Source organism: Xanthocytophaga flava (genome assembly GCF_030068545.1).
Classification (GTDB): Bacteria; Bacteroidota; Bacteroidia; order Cytophagales; family 172606-1; genus Xanthocytophaga; species Xanthocytophaga flava.
The window spans coordinates 12,064-29,977 of record NZ_JASJOR010000004.1 but is presented as its reverse complement, the minus strand read 5'-3'; the positions used below and the strand labels follow the sequence as shown (position 1 = coordinate 29,977).

Genomic DNA, 17,914 nt, shown 5'->3' with positions numbered 1-17,914 from the left:
GAATAGGAAGCTTAAAAATGGTTATCTTGTAGACCGTTGTTATCGCTTGCTAACCCTTGCATCTGAATGTATGTATCTGCTCATAGCCTTCCCAATCATTGCTGTCATAACACTTTTATCTTTTTTGCTTGCCAGGATAAACGAGTCTGTAATGCAAAAGATAGCAGCTGGATTGCTTTTTTTACTCAAATCGTTTGTGGTACTAGGTCTGTTGTTGCTGGCGTTCCTGTTTGTTGTGTTGACTAATTGGGGATAGTATATAAGGAAGTTATTTTCGGTTGCTAAGCAGACCCTGTTTTCATATAAGCAACAGAATGAATAATCTGGAAGACGAAGTTTTTCCAGCATCCAACAAAGAGATACATCTGTTTGTTTAGTTTATTTTAAATAGATTGGAGTCTGCCAAGTTTCTGAGCCAGTTCTACATATTGAGGGCATTCTACAAGACCTGCAAGCTCGTAAACCATCCGTTTGGTTTTAGCTTCCTTCGAAATTCCTTTATTCATAAAGACGCTGGGATTAATGCCAATAGAAAAATGTCCAATATCATCCAGTGAGTTGGGTTTATCTAGTCCCACTGCATTTTTTAATGCCTGCAAAATGTCGAACTCCAGATGACTTCTTACTGGCACCAGTTTTTCATTCAGATAGATAGCACCAGTTAGTTTCATTGGATTTGTGCTGCCAGATACAAACTGATGAAAACGTAGTTGGAATTTTTGACCGTCTTCCAGGTTCGAACAGAACAGGATTTTAGTGCCTCCATCCATTTGCATAGCAAAGTCGTCAACTGAAACGTTCTCGGAAATTGATCTTTTGGCCTTTTCAAGCTCGGTATTTAGTTCTTTTTCGATGGCATATGTATCCACTAATAGAGATAATGCATCAAAGATATCACCTGTAAGGTATGTTTTTTCTGAAAGTAATCGGGTGAGACGTTCTCCCTTGTATTCATGTAAGGCAGGAATAATTGCTAAAAGTTGATTCTGATTTTTCTCCACTTCAGCAACGACCTGCTCTCTGATATCTTCATTAAAATAGAGGATTGTCAATAATGAAACCAATGAAGATAAACCTGCCTCTTTTATTTCTTCATCAGAAACACGTACTACTTTTATCTCATCCAGGTTGGGTACATAAAATTTTTTAAAGGGAGCCGTAGTTTTTTGATCTGAATTTTGTACCGGAACACGGGCTGTATTTCGTGAAGTCAATAACTTACGAATAATGAGACCAACCACACGTAGAATCATAGGAAATATTGAAGTATTAGTCTGAAATATGGTTAACATGCTTGGCAAGATACATAGTGTTAATCTATAAAATAGTGTATAAAACCTCGCAATCTTACTTGCTTGGATAGATTGATATATTGTCAGAAATAGCTTTGTCTGGCGTTGATAATAGTTTGTAAAAAAATATAAGAAAGCGTGTTTACTGTATTGTTAAAAGGTTATTAATAGGTGCTGTCTATTAAAGTGAACTTTTTTAACTTTTCCACTCTATCCAGAAAATGTAAATTCCTCTTCAGAGAATTAATTTTTTACTTTTTAGTGTAATTATCTATTCATTTTTTCAGACCAGTTATTTTTTATGAAACACATGTATCTGTTGCTGACTGTGATCAGTAACCTGTTTTTCTCTGTGTATGCCACAACCAGCTATGCCGCTAATGAACCAGTGCTCATTTCTCCACAGAATCAGTCGAATGTGGATCTATGTTCCTTTAACAACACCATTACTGTTAATGCCAATCATCCCAGTGCCCGTAAGGTGTATGTGAATGTGTTTCTCAATGACCCCAGGCAAACTGTTAGCCTGGATGCAAGAAACCTAACTGCTGCTGAAGCCACTCAGCCTATTACTTTTGTGTATTCGCAACCCGGAGGCCTCAACCTGCAACCAAACAAACAGTACCTGATCGAGGTTAAAACAGCTGATGCGGCTGGTACTATTCTTGGGCAGAGATACTTTACCATCTTTACAAAGCCCATGGCAGATCCGTTACCCACTTTTGTTGGATTGACCAATAATGCTACCAATGTATCACTGACTCCAACTATACAGGTACTGCCCTATACTGCCTGTGGCACACTGCAACAGATAACTTACTGGATAGATCGTGCTCCGGCAGACTGGCAGGGAAGTGATTTGCAAACAGCCACTTTTACAAATGCTACCTATTCCTGGACTGTGCCCCAGCCTTTATTGCCTGGTACAGAGTATGAGGCCCGTGTGCTTTTTACAACTAATTATCCATGGCGAGGTCCGTTAATGAATGGTTTCAAGTTTACTACCAAACAACAGGCATTACCTGTACTGATCAGCCCTGTTGAAAGCACAAGCTGGGTTTTGTGTGAAAACGAACGAAAGTTTGTTAACAATGGCATTACATTTAATGCGAATGATCCGAATGCCAAAAAGGCAACAGTTAAGATTACTAACAAAGAAACTGGAAAAGAAATCGGAACCACTCTATGGCCAGCTAGTATGCCCATTGTGGTATCTTTTGCCAATGCCGAGCAGGCAACAAGTGACCATCCGATAAGTATCAGTATTTTTGCAGACACTACGCACTTTGAATCATTGATTCAGATAAATACCTATGATTCAGTTAATACCCTGTTAGCTACCCGAAGTTACACCATTCCGACATACATCAAACGATTCTATCGGGTACTTACTCCAGAGTTTATCAGTCCGGCTAATGGTGCTACCAACGTATCACTAACGCCTGCCATTCAGGTTACACGCCCTGTAGAAACTGACCAGGCATGTAATAGGGAAGTCATTTTTTATTCATATGAGATTGATCGCTATCCAGCAGATTGGGGAGGTGAAGACTATCAAGTCCAATTAGTTGATAACACTGTCACCAGTTGGCAGCCTCCTGTAGCTTTGAAACCAGGGACTACTTATCAGGTACGTGTTAATTATAGGAATGCAAATACGCCTTTCTCACCTATGTCAATCACAGAGTCATTCACGACAGGCACGCCTGTAGTAACCAATCCGGATTCGACCAGACTCCTCTGGAGTGCATTTAATCTGGCAGGTCCGGCTACAGTCATTGATGGAAAACAATGGAGAGCAGGGTCTGATTACAATATTAGTGTGGCAGGAACGTATCATAGCTTTGAAAACCAGCAGGTGCCACTGTCACCTGCTACCGATTCCGCACGTGCTTCTATGATTCGGTCTTCTATATGGGGAAATAACTTTACCATACGGTCTTACTTTCCGGGCATCCCATATTATGTGTATCTGTATGTTTGGGAAGATAACAATCCACAAACGTATTCTATCACGGTAGATGGTACGGTAGTTGAATCCAGTTATAACAGCGGATCGGCTGGAACCTGGAAGAGATTGGGGCCTTATACCATACAGGGAAAATATGATGTTGCCAATGAGATTCGCTTTCAGGGAGGAGATGCTAATGTATCCGGTATTGAATTTTACTATGACCGTAAATATGAACAAGCTCCTCCTGCAGTAGTGACTAATCTGCAGGCTATAGCTCTTTCTTCCAGAAAAGTGCAGTTAACCTGGAACGACAACTCTTACAATGAAAGCGAGTTTTGGTTAGAACGAAAACGTATTTCAGATGGTGCTCATCGTATGTTTGTATTAAAAGAGAATACTACTTCATTTACAGATACAACAGCAGAACCCAATACCGAATATGAATACAAAGTACGGGCTTTCTCAAGGGTTATCTCTTCAAGTGGTACTATTTATACAAGTTTATCTGCTGGGGCAACGGTACAGACACCTGCTGAAAGCCTATCCAATGCTGCCCGAATTGGAGGTGAGGAAGGTCTCAGTACAGAACAACTGACTGCAGTACTCTATCCTAATCCATTGAGAGGAAATACTCTTTCTGTCCAACTTTCCGGTTTGACAGCTCAGCAGGAGATTGTATTTAACGTATTGTCGCTGGATGGAAGGAAAATCCGAACTGAAACATTGAAAAATACAAGTGGTGCTATAGTGTATGATCTAAAGGGACTTACACTCACTCCCGGATTTTATTTGCTTCAAATTCAGATGAAAGACAAGGTTCTATTTAAAAAAATAATAGCAGAGTAGTGCTACTACATAAGCTAAGTTTCAGGTCCGGACGTTAGTTCGGACCTTTTTTGTCTAGAGGGTAGATTATCCGAGTCTTATCTGGTTGTGCTATTTTGTGTGTAATGTCAGCATAGCTTGACTAGTAACTTATTTGGTAAGCAAACCCAGACAACTATAATAGAAACAAAGTTGTTTTGTAGTCAGACAACGCAGCCATAAATATGATATCTATACTGCATTGTTGATCAGTTGGTTCCGGTATTCAGAAATGTTAATACCCCGATAACTTTTGAAGAATTTATGGATATGGCTCATATCTGTAAATCCCAGCTCATCACTAATCTCTTTAATAGAGAAGGAAGAATAACGGAGGCGGTTTTCGATCAGATGGAGCTTGTATTCATTAACATAATCCCGAAGAGTACGACCAGTCTGTTCTTTAAAGAAAATACCCAGGTAGTGTCTGGAATAGCCAAATCGTTCTGCCAGATGTTTTACCTGTGTTTGATCAACAGAATAAATATGCTGATGTATGTAATGGATAATCTCCGTTATTTTAGCGCTGTGCTTGGATGCAGGTGGAGCTGGTGGGATCTGTATGTTTCGTTTAACAATGGATAGAAATGCCTGGATCAGAAAGAAAATCGTTTCATTCAGTTCATGCTGACTAGTCTTCCATTCTTTTACAATCAGTCGTAAGATGTTTTCCAATTGCTCGGCATCCTGCACATTTTTGATAACTGGCAAGGGCTGATGGCGGACATAAATCAGCAACTGATCCATGTGCTGATTCCATTGACTTTGCAGTAGCGTGTTCCCCATGCCGTGTAAATATACATTGGTAAATTTCAGAAAGGTAAATTCTGTTTCTTCCTGTACCTCAAAGTGGTGAAAATCGCAAGGGGCTAGTAGAAAAAGACTTTTGGATTGATAGATATATTTCATGCCAGAGAGACAATGAACTCCCTTGCCCTTATGCACAAATATAATCTCAAAGTGATTGTGGTTATGCACTGGATGCACCCATTCCTGCGTAGTAAAGCTGGATATTTTTAACAGTTCGTGCTGGATATATCTTTTCATCAAGTGTATTTACCAATTACCCATAGAAATATACAAGTAGTAGCCTGTCCCTGCTTTTTAACTTTGCAGCTATACAAAGGGTTCATTTGTATCCCTTCGCAATCATTATTTATAAACAAATTTTCTTGTGAATATGTCAGACGTACGAGTTGCAAAACAAACAAAAGTTGCGTTGGTAGTAGGATCTCAGGGTGTAATTGGTCGTAATCTGATAGATTATCTAGTTACACTACCTGATTGGGAGATTATAGGTTTGTCACGACGTGGAGGTGTATCAACAGACCGGATACAGTATATTGCGGTAGATTTGCTGAATGTCGAAGAGTGTAGGCAAAAACTGAGTCAACTTTCTCATGTAACGCATATTTTCTATGCGGCCTATCAGGACAAACCTACCTGGGCAGAACTTGTGCCTCCCAATCTGGCTATGTTGGTAAACGTAGTTACTCTTGTTGAAGAGATAGCGTCTCAATTACAACATATCAGTCTTATGCAAGGATATAAAGTATATGGAGCACATCTTGGACCATTTAAGACGCCTGCCCGGGAAACAGATGCCGGACATATGCCTCCTGAATTTAATGTAGATCAACAGCAGTTTCTTGAAAAACGACAGAAAGGGAAAAACTGGACATGGTCTGCTATTCGTCCTTCTGTGGTAGGAGGGTTTGCATTAGGCAATCCTATGAATCTGGCAATGGTGATTGCAGTATATGCTTCTATAAGCAAGGAATTGAATCTGCCTCTTCGTTTTCCGGGTAAGCCGGGAGCCTATGATAAACTGCTCGAGATGACTGATGCTGGCTTGCTGGCTAAGGCTACTGTATGGGCTGCTACCGAGCTCAGATGTGCCAACCAGGCATTTAATATCAACAATGGAGACCTGTTCCGATGGAACGAGATGTGGCCTGAGATTGCCCGTTACTTTCAATTGGAGATCGCCCCACCTTTGCCGATGTCTCTGTCCGTCATTATGGCCGATAAAGAATGTCTCTGGAATAAGATGGTAGAGAAATATGATCTGGAACCTCATCCCTATCAGGAGGTATCATCGTGGGGTTTTGGTGATTTCGTGTTTTCCTGGGACTACGATATGTTTGCAGATGGCGCCAAAGCACGTCGTTTCGGATTTCATGAGTATGTAGAAACAAAAGATATGTTTCTGTCCATTTTTGACGATCTACGTCAGCGTAAAGTTATTCCATAAGCTGCATATAGTTGTAAGAGTGTTATCTTGCGTATTCGTTTTTAATCAGGTCCTGATTAAAAACGAATACAACTAATACATCTACATTCCTTTAAAATAAGTAGTATGAAACTCTATGTAGTTATTACATTAACTGTTTTTTTGATTGGTTGTATGGCTAAGCCTGAGCAACCTCCATTAACTGAGTTAGAAAAAGCATATTTTGATAGAGTTGGAAGAAAATGTAACTGTCTTATTGAGAGAGAGGTAAACCCCGAAATATACAAAAAAAGTGATACTTTAAGAAAAAGAGGATGGTATGTGTTTGTTCTAGATAGTATTTCATGTGAAGCTGTGGAAAAAAAGGATAGCTTAGAGAAAACTGCTAATACTATTTCAAGACAGTTGCATAGAAAGATTTTAACTAAAGACTTTGTTTATGATTATGATCATATTTCGATTGTATTTAGTTGTAGATCGGGGGTGAATTCAAGAAATAATGCAGCGTTTACATATACATTAGAGGATTTAGATAAAATGCCCTAGAGTTTAGTGTTTTAGACTAACCCTCTATCCTTGCTGCTTCAATGGCCTTTAGAATATTTTGTAATCCCTTTTCCAGTTTTTCGGATTTGTCCCAACTATAACCAATACGCATATAACGGGCATCTTCTTCAAACCAGTGGCCTCTGCCTATATAGGTGGCATAGGTATTCAGTAAAATTTCATGAAAACGATTGGTATCTACTACTATATCTTTTTTGATTCGTGGAAAACAAACACAACCTCCTTTAGGCTCTACCCATTCCAATACTTGCTGATTTTCCATAAAGTGTTTCAGGATGCCAAAGTTCTTTTGTATGGTGGCCATATTGGGGGCAAATAACTCCTGTTTACGCTTCAGATACTGAAATGCTATTTCTTCATCAATTACTGAATTGGTGATACAAATTTGCTCTTTAGCAGCCAGAAACGTTTCCATCAGTTGTTGGTTCTTTGATACTATCCACCCGATACGGATACCTGGCAGACCAAACGACTTTGACATGGACGAGATACTGATTACCCGGTCTGATAAGGTAGCTGCTACAGGTAGTTTCTCTACAAAACACATTTCCCGATAGGTTTCATCCAGTAGCAGATAGGTTTGCTTTTCTTCAATAATCTGTATGACAGCTTTTAGCTTTTCTTTAGTAATCATTACTCCGGTTGGGTTGTGCGGATAGGTCAGGCTCACCAGTTTGGTTTGTGGAGTAATTAATCTTTCCAGCTCGGCCAGATCCAGATCAAAGTTGTTTTCAAACGTTAGGTTAAGAAAAGATATGTTAGCTCCAATGGCTCGTGGTGTTTCTATATTAGTTGCATAATTAGATTTAGCGACTACTAAATGGTCATCCTTGTCAAGCAGAGACGTAGCGACAATAAATAGGGCTGTGGCTGCTCCTGAAGTAATCAGCACATCCTCGATTGTAAAGCCGATATCACTGGCAAGTACCTCTCTCAGTTCTGGTTTTCCTTTGTGGTCACCATAGAGTAATATCAGATTCTCCAATGAGATACCCAGGTCGTTTAACTTCTGATCTGTGAAGGAACTTTCAGATAAGTTACAGTCAATATTTTCATAACCAAAGCCCTCCGGGGCTTCTATTTCAATAGGCATCCTTCTGTACTTCATATAGTTTGTTTACAGGATAATCGATGATTTTTTCATAAAATACTATAACTGATTCATATCTTCTGCATTTTTCTATCCATAAAAGTTGATAGGAAGCAGAAGATATGTTACAGACAGATCTGTTTCCGGAAATTATAAGAGAAAATAAAAAAGAGCATTTTTTTTAGAAACAAAATACCTCCTTTTTCGTGTTAGTCTTCTAAAGGACAGCAAGTTTATGCTATCTGCTATGGACAAATTCGTAAACAAACTATGAAGCGCTGGATTAAAAGACTTTCTATCACATTCATCATATTAACAGGTATCACATTTGGGTTGGATAAACTTGTACAATTCAGAGAATCTAACGATGACATCTATGAATATTTTAGTACCAAAAATCTGAAACCGAAGATTGGTCATTTCAAAGCAGAAGGACGTGATATTCGCTATATTTCTATTGGGGAAGATACCTCTGCCACTATTTTGTTTATACATGGAGCACCCAGCTCGTTAAGCTATTACAAAGATTATCTTTCTGATAGTACCTTATTACACAGAGCGCATATGTATGCTGTAGATCGTCCGGGTTATGGGTATTCCGGTTTTGGCGATCCCTTGACTTCCATAGAGAAGCAAGCCAAAATCATGGCTACTATTCTCGATAGCCTGCGTAGACCCAATCATCCGGTTGTGGTAGTAGGTACTTCCTATGGTACGTCTGTTGCCAGTCGGCTAACAATGGACTACCCGAATCTGGTAGATGGACTGGTATTGGTTGGGCCTTCACTGGCACCAGGAGAAGAGAAGATCTATGATATTTCTTATCCTATGGAAATACCGCCATTGAAATGGATGGTGCCTCGTACACTGGTTTCTGCCAATGCGGAAAAACTGTCACATTATCAGGAACTAAAGAAAATGTTGCCTTTATGGTCAAACATCAAAATACCAGTAGCTTATATTCAGGGAGCAGATGATGATTTGATTTATACTTCTAATGCCAAGTTTGCCCGCAAGAAACTAGTGAACGTACCATCACTGGATATCACACTTATTGCCAATCGGGGCCATCTGATTACGTTTACAGAAAAAGAGTTTATTCAGAAGACCATTGTGAAGATGTTAGATAAGGTACAGCAAAAGCCCTGGGATCTAGCTAAGAACTAAGAGGTATGACTACAAAAACTTTTATTATAGGGAATTGAGAAATATTTTTCACCTTTTGTTGTATAAAAATCTGTAAAGGTGAATCGTTCACTATCTTTAAAGTTTTATCTGGGAATAGTATTCCTTTGTTTTATATGCTATTTCTGGATTGATCCTTTGGTTGCTCATCAGGTGGGTGAACGAACTCACTCTTCTATATGGGAGAAAATATCTTTGCTGGGTAGCTTTGAGGTCTCCTATCAGATTCTGGTCAGTTATCTGGTCCTGTTTTTTATCCTTCGGTATTTTTTTGCATTCACCCTACCACCTGCTCTTGTGTTGATGATACTCTATAGTTATCTGACAACAGTAGTCAGTATTCAGTTTCTGAAAACTACCTTGCCACGATATAGACCTGTATTATTACAGAAAGGCTTCTATGGATTTGACCTGCATAGCTCTTTAGCTGAAAGTATGGATTCATTTCCATCTTTGCATACAGGCATTTTTGTTGCGTTGTGTATTCCTCTTGTATTCAAATTCAATTGCTTAGGGTATATACTTATTCCATTGATATTGCTGGTTGGTCTAAGCCGGATATTTCTCAATGTCCATTATTTGAGCGATGTCGTATTTTCTATAGGCCTGTCAACAGGAATAAATACTATCCTTTACCATTTTATGAAAAAAGATCTTTAGCTTAAAAAAGTAAGCAGTTGAGGCTTGATGAATCCTGGGAAAATTGTCTGGATGGCAGAGGTGTGTAAACGTTTCATACAGATCTCGCTGAGAATAGTCCGATAGTCAGTGGTTACAGCGAGGTCTACCCGATTATCAAGCTGTTCGGTAGCCAGACCTGGCCACTTTCCATACATAGTTCCTCCTTTTACATTTCCTCCCAATACCAGCATGGCATTGCCATAGCCATGATCTGTACCATTGCTTTTGTTAGACCTGAGTCTACGGCCAAACTCACTCATGACAGCAATGGTAACTCGTTTATGATACAAATGAATATCATTGTAAAAAGCTGTGAGAGCCTGACTGAAACCTTCCAGAAGTAATGGGAAAAGCCAGGTTTGACCTTCATGCATATCCCATCCACCAAAATCAATCGTTGCAACCTGTAGCCCTACATCCATTTTGATGAGCTGTGCCAATGTTTTAAATGATTGAGTTAGCTCTTGTACCTGCCATTGGCTGGGGTAATGTGCTAGATTATCCGGAACATAATCAGTGAGGGTTCCATTTTTACGGGGAAGTTTACTTTGTATGTATTGAATGGTTTGTAGTGTTTGCTGAGCGGTTCGTGCCAGGGCTGAATCTCCCTGATATAGATTCTTTAGAATACCTGTGAATCGGGGATCTGCATTCAGTGTGAATCCTTTGGGATCATACAAAGAAGTAGCTGTATTACTTCCTAACAGAGATACTGGCAATTGGGGTGTAGCACTTATAGCAGGCAGATGTCCTGTATGCGGGATAGTTTCGAGCAAACGTGTAAGCCAGCCTGTGGAAGGAGCGGAGTTTGTATCAGATACACCTTTGTCGATCAGATCCATGGCGTCAAAGTGACTGCGTGTGCCATTGGTAAGGCCACAGGCATGGATAATGGCTAGTTGTTTGCTGTCATAAAGCTCTTTAAATGGTAGCGCTTTGGCGTGCAGATAGAAATCCTGTCCTGAAAGGGTATTAATCAGAGGTAAGCCTTTCTGTGTACCACTTTCTGTAATACGTAAACCTATTTCTCTGGAGTCAATGTAATTCTTATCACTAACCGGAGCAACAAGGTGTAGTCCATCCATTCCACCTCTGAGAAAAACGAGGATAAATATTTCCGGATTGTTGTCCGCTGTAGAGAATGTCATACTATGCAACTGACTACCAGCCATTGCGGCTATTGCTGCACTACAACCTGACAAGAATGTACGTCTGTTCATGGATGATATTTTGTAATGTAGTACTAACGAATCTGAAATTCCGGTAGCATTCCTATAAGACTTAGGGTATTCTTTAGTCGGGACTGAATCTCTTCTGTGTTACCTATAGGAGGCTCGTCTATGCTGCCTCCTACAGCCAGAAAGTTAGCAACTACTTCCTGTGTTTTAGCTGAGATAGATCGACCTGTGATCTGTTTCAGGTATTGCTCCGCCATTTGCCGGGCAGTAAGGTTCGTTACAGGTGGCAATTGCTGCCAGTTGATTTTACAGGATTTAAACCAATCCTGAAACATCACTTCCATGATACGCCACCGGGCCAGCATCATCTGGCTATTTAGCCAATAGGTGCCTGTATCCGGATGTCCATTAGGAGTAGGCCATTCAAACAGGTGATAACCTATCTGCGAGGTAAGCCATAAAAAGCCGGAATCAGGCATAAAGTCTGTTTGGGTTGCACGCAGAAACGAAGCAACTAATTCGTTAGGACGTTTTATTTTCTTTCCCCAGCTTTTGGCAAATTCTTCAGAAAGAAGAATACTTCTGACTACTCTGCGAATCTGATCTGGTTGTTGCTGACTATCATTCCATACCTTAACTGCTTGCTGGATAGTGGCTGTGGCAGGTTGATCGGCTATCAACCGTTGACAAAGTTTAGTACAGATATGTAAGGCTGTAGCAGGATGCGAAGCCACCAGATCCAGTACTTTCTGACCATCGGCCAAAGGTGGTTGATTGGGGGGAAGTTCGGTTCCTAAAATGCGTTTCTGGTAATGGTCATGCCAGCCCTCATAGTACAGAAAGGTTCCTGTATCCGGGAATCGTTCTCCCTTGCCGTTGTCTGAACCATTGGCAACTGTCCATCCTGTAAAAGCTCTGGCTGCTTCATAAACATCTTCATCAATATATCCTACTGGATTGCCTGTAACAGCACCTGGCACTTCTTTCCAGCGGTTATACAAGTGATTGTAGTAATGAGAAGCTCCCAATGTATGTAGTTCAAAAAGTTCACGGGCATAGTTCTCATTCGCAGGACTCGCTTTACTGCTTACATTGTCGAGGTAATATTGCATGGCAGTACTTTTGGCAACATCTTCCAGAAAGACCCTGAAGTTCCCCAGACAATTTTTGCGAATAACATCCCGGTCGTAAACCGGAAACGTAGCCGCTATTCGTTCTTCTTTGGCGGCATTTACATTGAAATGATTATGCCAGAAGTCAGTGAGTACTTCCCGTAATTGCCATTTGCTGTAAACGGCCCGTAACCAGGTTGCAGCACGTACCTCCTGCAAGGGCCGGATTTTTTCTTCATAAGAGAGTTTATCTCCACTTTGTATGAGTTTCCAGAGTTGAGGTATAGATGATTGCAGATAGTGTAATGGGCGATCTTCAGCTACCTTGTTCCCTCTGTGTGTATATTCTATACGCAGACGGGCAGAAGACAACTTTTGAGTTACTATCGGGTCCTGATTATCATTTGGATAGAGTTGTTCTTCTACATAGTTTTTAAAGCCCAACTGCTGGACTCTCTTCATTTCTTCCGGAGTGTGTCCATATCCCATTCGGTTCAGAGCAATTACTTCTATTGAGGGAGACGGTTCGTTCCAGTAAATAGTATCTGACATGGAGAAACATATGTTAGGGTTGCATATAAGACCTGGCTATCCTATCCGGATTTTGGCTTTCTCTATAATCTTCCAGAAGTTTCCGCTACGTTCCAGTTTACCTGTTTGCAACGTGTATATTTTTTGATTTAATACAGGCTCTACCTCTGCCAGTACACAGGCTGGATGCAGATAGAAACGTTTGTTCTTTAACGCTACATCCTGAGCCACTGTGTTATCTGCAATACGGAAGGTGGCTGTATTTGCAGTAGTGATATGAATCTCATATAGAGAATCTTCCTGTAAGAATGTTGTTAGCTTATCTGCTTCAAAAGCTTCAAATAGTCCCACTGCTCGTGCATAGAGAGTAGTATTGGTAATTGTTGAGAAGCCAGAGTCTACAGGTGGTGGTATGGATACACCTTTCTCTTCCTGTTGTGATACTGTAACAGGAGGAGTGATAGGTTGTGCGGGTGTTACAGATTCACTGGATGCTGTTTTTTGTTGGGAATGAGAAGTTGCTGTATACACAGGAAATGTACCACTGGTCTTTATTGCATATTTGGTAGATACCGGGATATTTGACAACTCAAATATCCGGTCAATAGTAGCTGCCGAAATATATACCAGAGATCCTTGTACCAGTAAACTGCGTTTTTTGAATGCGGTTAACTCACCACTTGCTTTAATCTCTTCATACAGTTCAATAAAGTCATTGAGTTCTGGTTCGAGCTTTTCAATATCTATACCTGCGGCTTCTGCCTGTTTCTGAATAAGTTTAAGTGTCAGTTTGGATAACCGCTGACCTGTAGGCAATGCTTCTGTTGCCCATTCATTAAGAAATACCTTAAAACTTTCCAGAGAAGCATTTTGTGTACTGCTGACAGATTCTTCAACAGAAGCGTTCTTTACTGTAACAGGTTCCTGTGGAATGATACGTTTGTTTACTGCATCTATAATTTCCTGTACAGAAGAATACCGTTGTTTCGGATCTGTCTGGGTACATTTTTGAATAATGGCTGCATAGACTGGGTCTGCGATTTTAGAAAGGTCTATTGTATGAGGTTGTTCCCGGCTAAGCATGGCATACAACACACAACCTATGGCATAGATATCTGCCAGCATGGTTACATCTTTCTGATCCCCATGTTGTTCTGGAGCCATATAGCCTACCGTACCCATATCAAACACATCAATATCCGGATAGGAGGGATGTTTGGCAAAGCCAAAATCAATAATCTTAGGTAGCCAGATCTGGGTATCTATCAGGATATTCATGGGCTTCAGGTCCCGATGTACCATCCAATGAGCATGAATATGCCGTATACCTTCCAGAATGCCCAGAAATATATCTTTCAGTCTTTCGGGAAGTAGTTGGTTGCTATCAATCAGGTGTTGTAATGAATGCCCATTGATTCGTTCCATGACATAGTATGGGCCAAATTCATTTTCATCTGAGTATAAAATTGTAATGATGTTTCTATGGTAAGGAAGTACCGTTCCCAGGTTAATTTCCCGCATAAAGTATTCCCGGGTTTTGGCATCTGCACGACGTTCAGGCTTGAGTCGCTTAATCACCACATCGCGACCACTGATAGCTTGTGTGGCAAAAAACAGTTCTCCCATAGCACCCTGTTGAGGCACAGGTCGCATTTTGACAAACTTATCAAACCCTCTGCCATACAAGCTCTGATTTTGTGCCTGTTCACTGGTCAGATGTTCGACAGACGAGTAGGACTGCGCAACAGGAGGAGGTGGCGTTTCATTGGTTGTAAAGGACGAACCACTGCTGCCTGACCCTGAAAAAGGATCTTTGGAAATAGAAGTAATAGGTACAGGTTCGGATGGTGAGGTAGAAAACCCGGATTGTTGAGTGGTTGTGTCAGATGGCTCTGGATTTACTTGAGTAAAACCAGATTGAAATGAGTGCTGCTGGGTTTGGGATTGATCTGTTTTGGGCACTAGTGAGAGCCACTCTGCAATATTTTCGTTCTTTTCCCCTATAAGTGCCAGAGGTGCTTCTGGTTGAACTTCTGATCCTGCCTTAGCGAAGATATGTAGTAATGTACCTGGTAAATAAGCTTTCACTGGATAATCGGTATTACCTGACCGGATTTCTACCAGAAGATCTCCAAACAGCACCTCTTGTCCTGTTTCTTTTTCCCACCAGGTAACGATTCCTCCTGTAAAAGGTAATTCAGGTGCTTTTACTAAAATGGCCATGCTAAGTTGAGTTACTTTCTCATAAAGAATCAGTGCAAATAAATTATAAAGAAGCGAAAAGGTTGATTTTGTAGTGAGCCGAGTTATTTACCTATTAGCCAATCGCAACATAGCAAACGCTATGGACCGAAAAATAAGTGAAGGCACAGCACAAAATTTGCCTTTGCAGCCTTTACTAATTTGTTTAAACTGATTCATAATAAAAAACGAATCTGAAAATAAGTTTCAAATTCGTTAAAATAAACGTCAGTATCTAAAAAATATTGACAACCCTATGATTATTCAAAATGAGGATGTGCTATTAATTACCTGCTATATAAAATATTTTTAGGTCTTTATCGAATTTAATAACCGTTTTAGCTCTTACCATCTTCATGGTAGAAGAGGTGCGTCGCCGAAAATGGTAATTCATATAGAAACTCACTTTGACATATTCATCATCTGTATTTACTTCATGTTTGAATGTGCTCCAGTCTATTACGTTCATGTCCTCAGGTGTTTTTTCCCAGAAGTTGGTCAGTATAGGTTGTAGTTCTTCTACCTTGACATCATTCCTATTGAAGTACTTTTCTATAGTAGGAGCAAAATATGTTTCAACAGCTGTAAAGTTGTGTTGTTCCAGATCATGGTAATAATCCTCAATAACACTCTTTAAGTTGCTTTCGTTGGTAAGTCGGCTTTCTATCGCGTCTTTTTCTTTTTGTTGTTGTTTATAGTAAAAATAAATCCCACCTGCCAGCACTCCTAGCAGAATCACTTTCCAACCAATATTCAGTCGTTGCCACCATCGGATTACCCCTACAAAGAGAAGTATAATAATACCAAAGGAAATTAGTGAAAGGATGACTTTTAGAAAACGGTCTTCTTGTTCCTGTGCGGCATAACTTACTCCTGCCAGAGCTGCCAGACCTACAATCCACCATACCCATCCATAATTTGTTTGTTTGGGTGGAACAGGGTTTATATATACAGGAGTGGATACCTGTTGTGGTTTGCTTTGTTGTTTTATCTTTTGTTCTCGCTGCTGCAGCTCTTGTTCTTTACGACGTAGTTCCTCTTCTTTTTTTTGAAGTGCATTGGATTCAATAATCTCTTTCGAAACTAATTTATCTTCAGTCGGGGCTTTAAACAGCTGACTCGTATTTGCTTCTATCAAGTCCAGTACTTCATCTGCATTATGATACCGTTGTTCGGGTTCCAGTTGAGTACATTTCTGAATAATTGTTCTCCATAGGTTATGTTTTACTACGCTTATTTTGTCTCTGGATGGAATTCCTGTAAACATTTCCAGCAGTATAATACCAAAAGCATACAGGTCTGCTCTTCCGTCTACACTACTTCCTGTAAGTGTTTGTTCGGGAGCTGCATAAGTTTTAGTTCCGATAAAAGTAGCATTCTTAATATCATCAAATGTGTCCGCAGCAGCCAGGCCAAAATCGATAATCTTAACGTTGTCACCCCGATTGGTAATCAGGATGTTGTCCGGTTTCAGATCACGATGATATACCTGCTTTTTATGAGCATAACTCAATGCCTGGAGCATTTCTGTTGCAACTTTGCGTACAAATCGTTCGTCAGAAATACCACCTTCTGGAATACGATGAGATAAAGGTTGTCCATCTACATACTCCATATAGAAGAATGGTCCTTCCTGATCTTCTCCTCGTCCATAAATATTGACGATGTGCTCATGTTGTAAATCACGACCATTGAAATACTCCTTAAAGAATAATTCGATATAGGTAGGATTGGTCCGATGTTCAGGTAGTAATCGTTTTACTACCACCCATCTGCCATCCAGACGTGCCTTTTGTGTCAGGCTCATTGCCCCTTGTTGTGCAAGAGGCATGATATCTGTAAATGTAGAAGTAAATCGTATACCCGACCAGTTTGCATTTGTTGAGTTTGGAGCTGTTGTTTGTGAGGCTTTATCAGAAGACTCACTACTTATAAATGTTGAGGCATTATCATCAGCAGGTGGTGTAGTGAATGTACCCGAATCTGATTCGTTAACTGGATTATCAGATATAATAAAACCTGAACCATCATCTGATTTTGAGTTTGTTTCAGATGGTGGAGTGGAATTATCACTGGTAACAAATTGAGATTGTTCTTTTGGTGAATCGTCGTTGGTATGTTCGTTGATCCCGGCCATAATATGTGTTTTACCCTAATGAATGTACAAGTTAGAATAGTATCTCTGTAAAACCAAGATGAAATAGATATTCTCACCTTGTCGTGCTATAAAAGAAAGAGCCTTACAGGTTATCTGTAAGGCTCTTTTCATATATGTGAAAATATCTTATACAGCTTTAGGCTTGAAAACAAAGTGTTTACAGAAGAAGTAGTTAAATACTGCAGAAACTCCTGTACTTACGATAAAGGCAGGAAGCTTTGAGAAAAGTCCCAGTCCCATTTCTGGTGGGAATGAATCTATATGCAGTCTTTTCATTGTCGTATAGGTAAGAAGGTTCATTCCCATTCCCATCGCATAAGATGCTATAAACTTGGTGTAACTTCTTCCAACAACAGCTAGTTTTTCTGAAAAGGTAATTTCTTCGTGAAAGTCATTATGGTATCCATTGTCCTTAAATACCAGTCGGGAGTTCATAAAGAATGCAGATGTAACCCCTACAAACATAGCAATAGCTCTTGCCCAGGTATCTGTTTCTATAAAAAATACTTTGTATCCTGTACCAAATAGTGATAGCAACAAAAAGTAAATAGCACCATCAAGAATTGTGTTAAATACACCTACAAGTCCGAATCGTATAAAGCGAAATCGAAGGAAAAACTGAATGAAAGGATGTCTGATAATACGCTTCATGCTGTAAGTGATTAACAATTTTGCAAAACAAAGGTATAAAATAAATAATAGTTTTTTGTAAGATTTTCCCAATAATAATTCTACTTGAAAAGGAAAAAGAGTATAAAAACTAAATTGTTGAGTATTTATCTGACAACTATTGTTAGTATTTATACTAAAGCACTAAACATTTTTAGT

The 17,914-nt window shown here is 39.9% G+C and carries 14 protein-coding genes; 6 read left to right on the top strand and 8 right to left on the bottom strand.

The window, feature by feature from the left end; genetic code table 11:
• Positions 1-70 precede the first annotated feature (70 nt).
• Positions 71-256: a hypothetical protein gene (locus QNI15_RS07335; protein ID WP_313998073.1), complete on the top strand. Its 186-nt coding sequence runs from the start codon at positions 71-73 to the stop codon at positions 254-256.
• A 127-nt stretch (positions 257-383) separates the two neighbouring features.
• On the opposite strand, the gene QNI15_RS07330 is transcribed toward QNI15_RS07335, so the two are convergent.
• On the bottom strand, positions 384-1,292 hold the full coding sequence (locus QNI15_RS07330; RefSeq protein WP_314031184.1) for a hypothetical protein: 909 nt from the start codon (positions 1,290-1,292) through the stop codon (positions 384-386).
• A gap of 301 nt (positions 1,293-1,593) precedes the next feature.
• On the opposite strand from QNI15_RS07330, the gene QNI15_RS07325 reads away from it, so the two are divergent.
• On the top strand, positions 1,594-4,092 hold the full coding sequence (locus tag QNI15_RS07325) for a T9SS type A sorting domain-containing protein (protein WP_314031183.1): 2,499 nt from the start codon (positions 1,594-1,596) through the stop codon (positions 4,090-4,092).
• A 210-nt stretch (positions 4,093-4,302) separates the two neighbouring features.
• Here the strand turns inward: QNI15_RS07325 and QNI15_RS07320 are convergent, their stop codons facing one another.
• Complete coding sequence (locus tag QNI15_RS07320; RefSeq protein WP_313998080.1) at positions 4,303-5,157, bottom strand: helix-turn-helix domain-containing protein; 855 nt, start codon at positions 5,155-5,157, stop codon at positions 4,303-4,305.
• A gap of 133 nt (positions 5,158-5,290) precedes the next feature.
• Between QNI15_RS07320 and QNI15_RS07315 the strand changes: the two genes are divergently transcribed.
• Both QNI15_RS07315 and QNI15_RS07310 read left to right on the top strand, forming a co-directional pair.
• Positions 5,291-6,364 (top strand): SDR family oxidoreductase, encoded by a 1,074-nt coding sequence (locus QNI15_RS07315; protein ID WP_314031182.1) that lies wholly within the window; start codon positions 5,291-5,293, stop codon positions 6,362-6,364.
• A gap of 105 nt (positions 6,365-6,469) precedes the next feature.
• Positions 6,470-6,889 (top strand): hypothetical protein, encoded by a 420-nt coding sequence (locus QNI15_RS07310; protein WP_313976400.1) that lies wholly within the window; start codon positions 6,470-6,472, stop codon positions 6,887-6,889.
• A 16-nt stretch (positions 6,890-6,905) separates the two neighbouring features.
• On the opposite strand, the gene QNI15_RS07305 is transcribed toward QNI15_RS07310, so the two are convergent.
• Positions 6,906-8,018 carry a pyridoxal phosphate-dependent aminotransferase gene (locus QNI15_RS07305; RefSeq protein WP_314031181.1) on the bottom strand — a complete coding sequence of 371 codons (1,113 nt, stop codon included), beginning with the start codon at positions 8,016-8,018 and terminating at the stop codon, positions 6,906-6,908.
• Between the two features lie 252 nt (positions 8,019-8,270).
• Here QNI15_RS07305 and QNI15_RS07300 point away from each other — a divergent pair, with 252 nt between their 5' ends.
• The gene (locus tag QNI15_RS07300; RefSeq protein WP_313998089.1) at positions 8,271-9,167 is read left to right on the top strand and encodes an alpha/beta fold hydrolase; all 897 of its coding nucleotides are present in this window, start codon (positions 8,271-8,273) and stop codon (positions 9,165-9,167) included.
• Between the two features lie 78 nt (positions 9,168-9,245).
• On the top strand, positions 9,246-9,845 hold the full coding sequence (locus QNI15_RS07295; RefSeq protein ID WP_313998091.1) for a phosphatase PAP2 family protein: 600 nt from the start codon (positions 9,246-9,248) through the stop codon (positions 9,843-9,845).
• Here the strand turns inward: QNI15_RS07295 and QNI15_RS07290 are convergent.
• The 5 genes from QNI15_RS07290 to QNI15_RS07270 form a co-directional block, all read right to left on the bottom strand.
• Positions 9,842-11,086 carry a DUF1501 domain-containing protein gene (locus QNI15_RS07290; RefSeq protein WP_313998093.1) on the bottom strand — a complete coding sequence of 415 codons (1,245 nt, stop codon included), beginning with the start codon at positions 11,084-11,086 and terminating at the stop codon, positions 9,842-9,844. The two genes, QNI15_RS07295 and QNI15_RS07290, sit on opposite strands and share 4 nt — an antisense overlap.
• A gap of 23 nt (positions 11,087-11,109) precedes the next feature.
• Positions 11,110-12,708 carry a DUF1800 domain-containing protein gene (locus tag QNI15_RS07285; RefSeq protein WP_314031180.1) on the bottom strand — a complete coding sequence of 533 codons (1,599 nt, stop codon included), beginning with the start codon at positions 12,706-12,708 and terminating at the stop codon, positions 11,110-11,112.
• A 36-nt stretch (positions 12,709-12,744) separates the two neighbouring features.
• Positions 12,745-14,910 carry a protein kinase domain-containing protein gene (locus tag QNI15_RS07280; protein ID WP_314031179.1) on the bottom strand — a complete coding sequence of 722 codons (2,166 nt, stop codon included), beginning with the start codon at positions 14,908-14,910 and terminating at the stop codon, positions 12,745-12,747.
• Between the two features lie 301 nt (positions 14,911-15,211).
• The gene (locus QNI15_RS07275) at positions 15,212-17,065 is read right to left on the bottom strand and encodes a serine/threonine protein kinase (RefSeq protein ID WP_313998099.1); all 1,854 of its coding nucleotides are present in this window, start codon (positions 17,063-17,065) and stop codon (positions 15,212-15,214) included.
• Between the two features lie 147 nt (positions 17,066-17,212).
• Entirely contained in the window at positions 17,213-17,737 is a 525-nt protein-coding gene (locus QNI15_RS07270) for a GtrA family protein (protein WP_313998101.1), read from the bottom strand.
• Between the last annotated feature and the right edge of the window lie 177 nt (positions 17,738-17,914).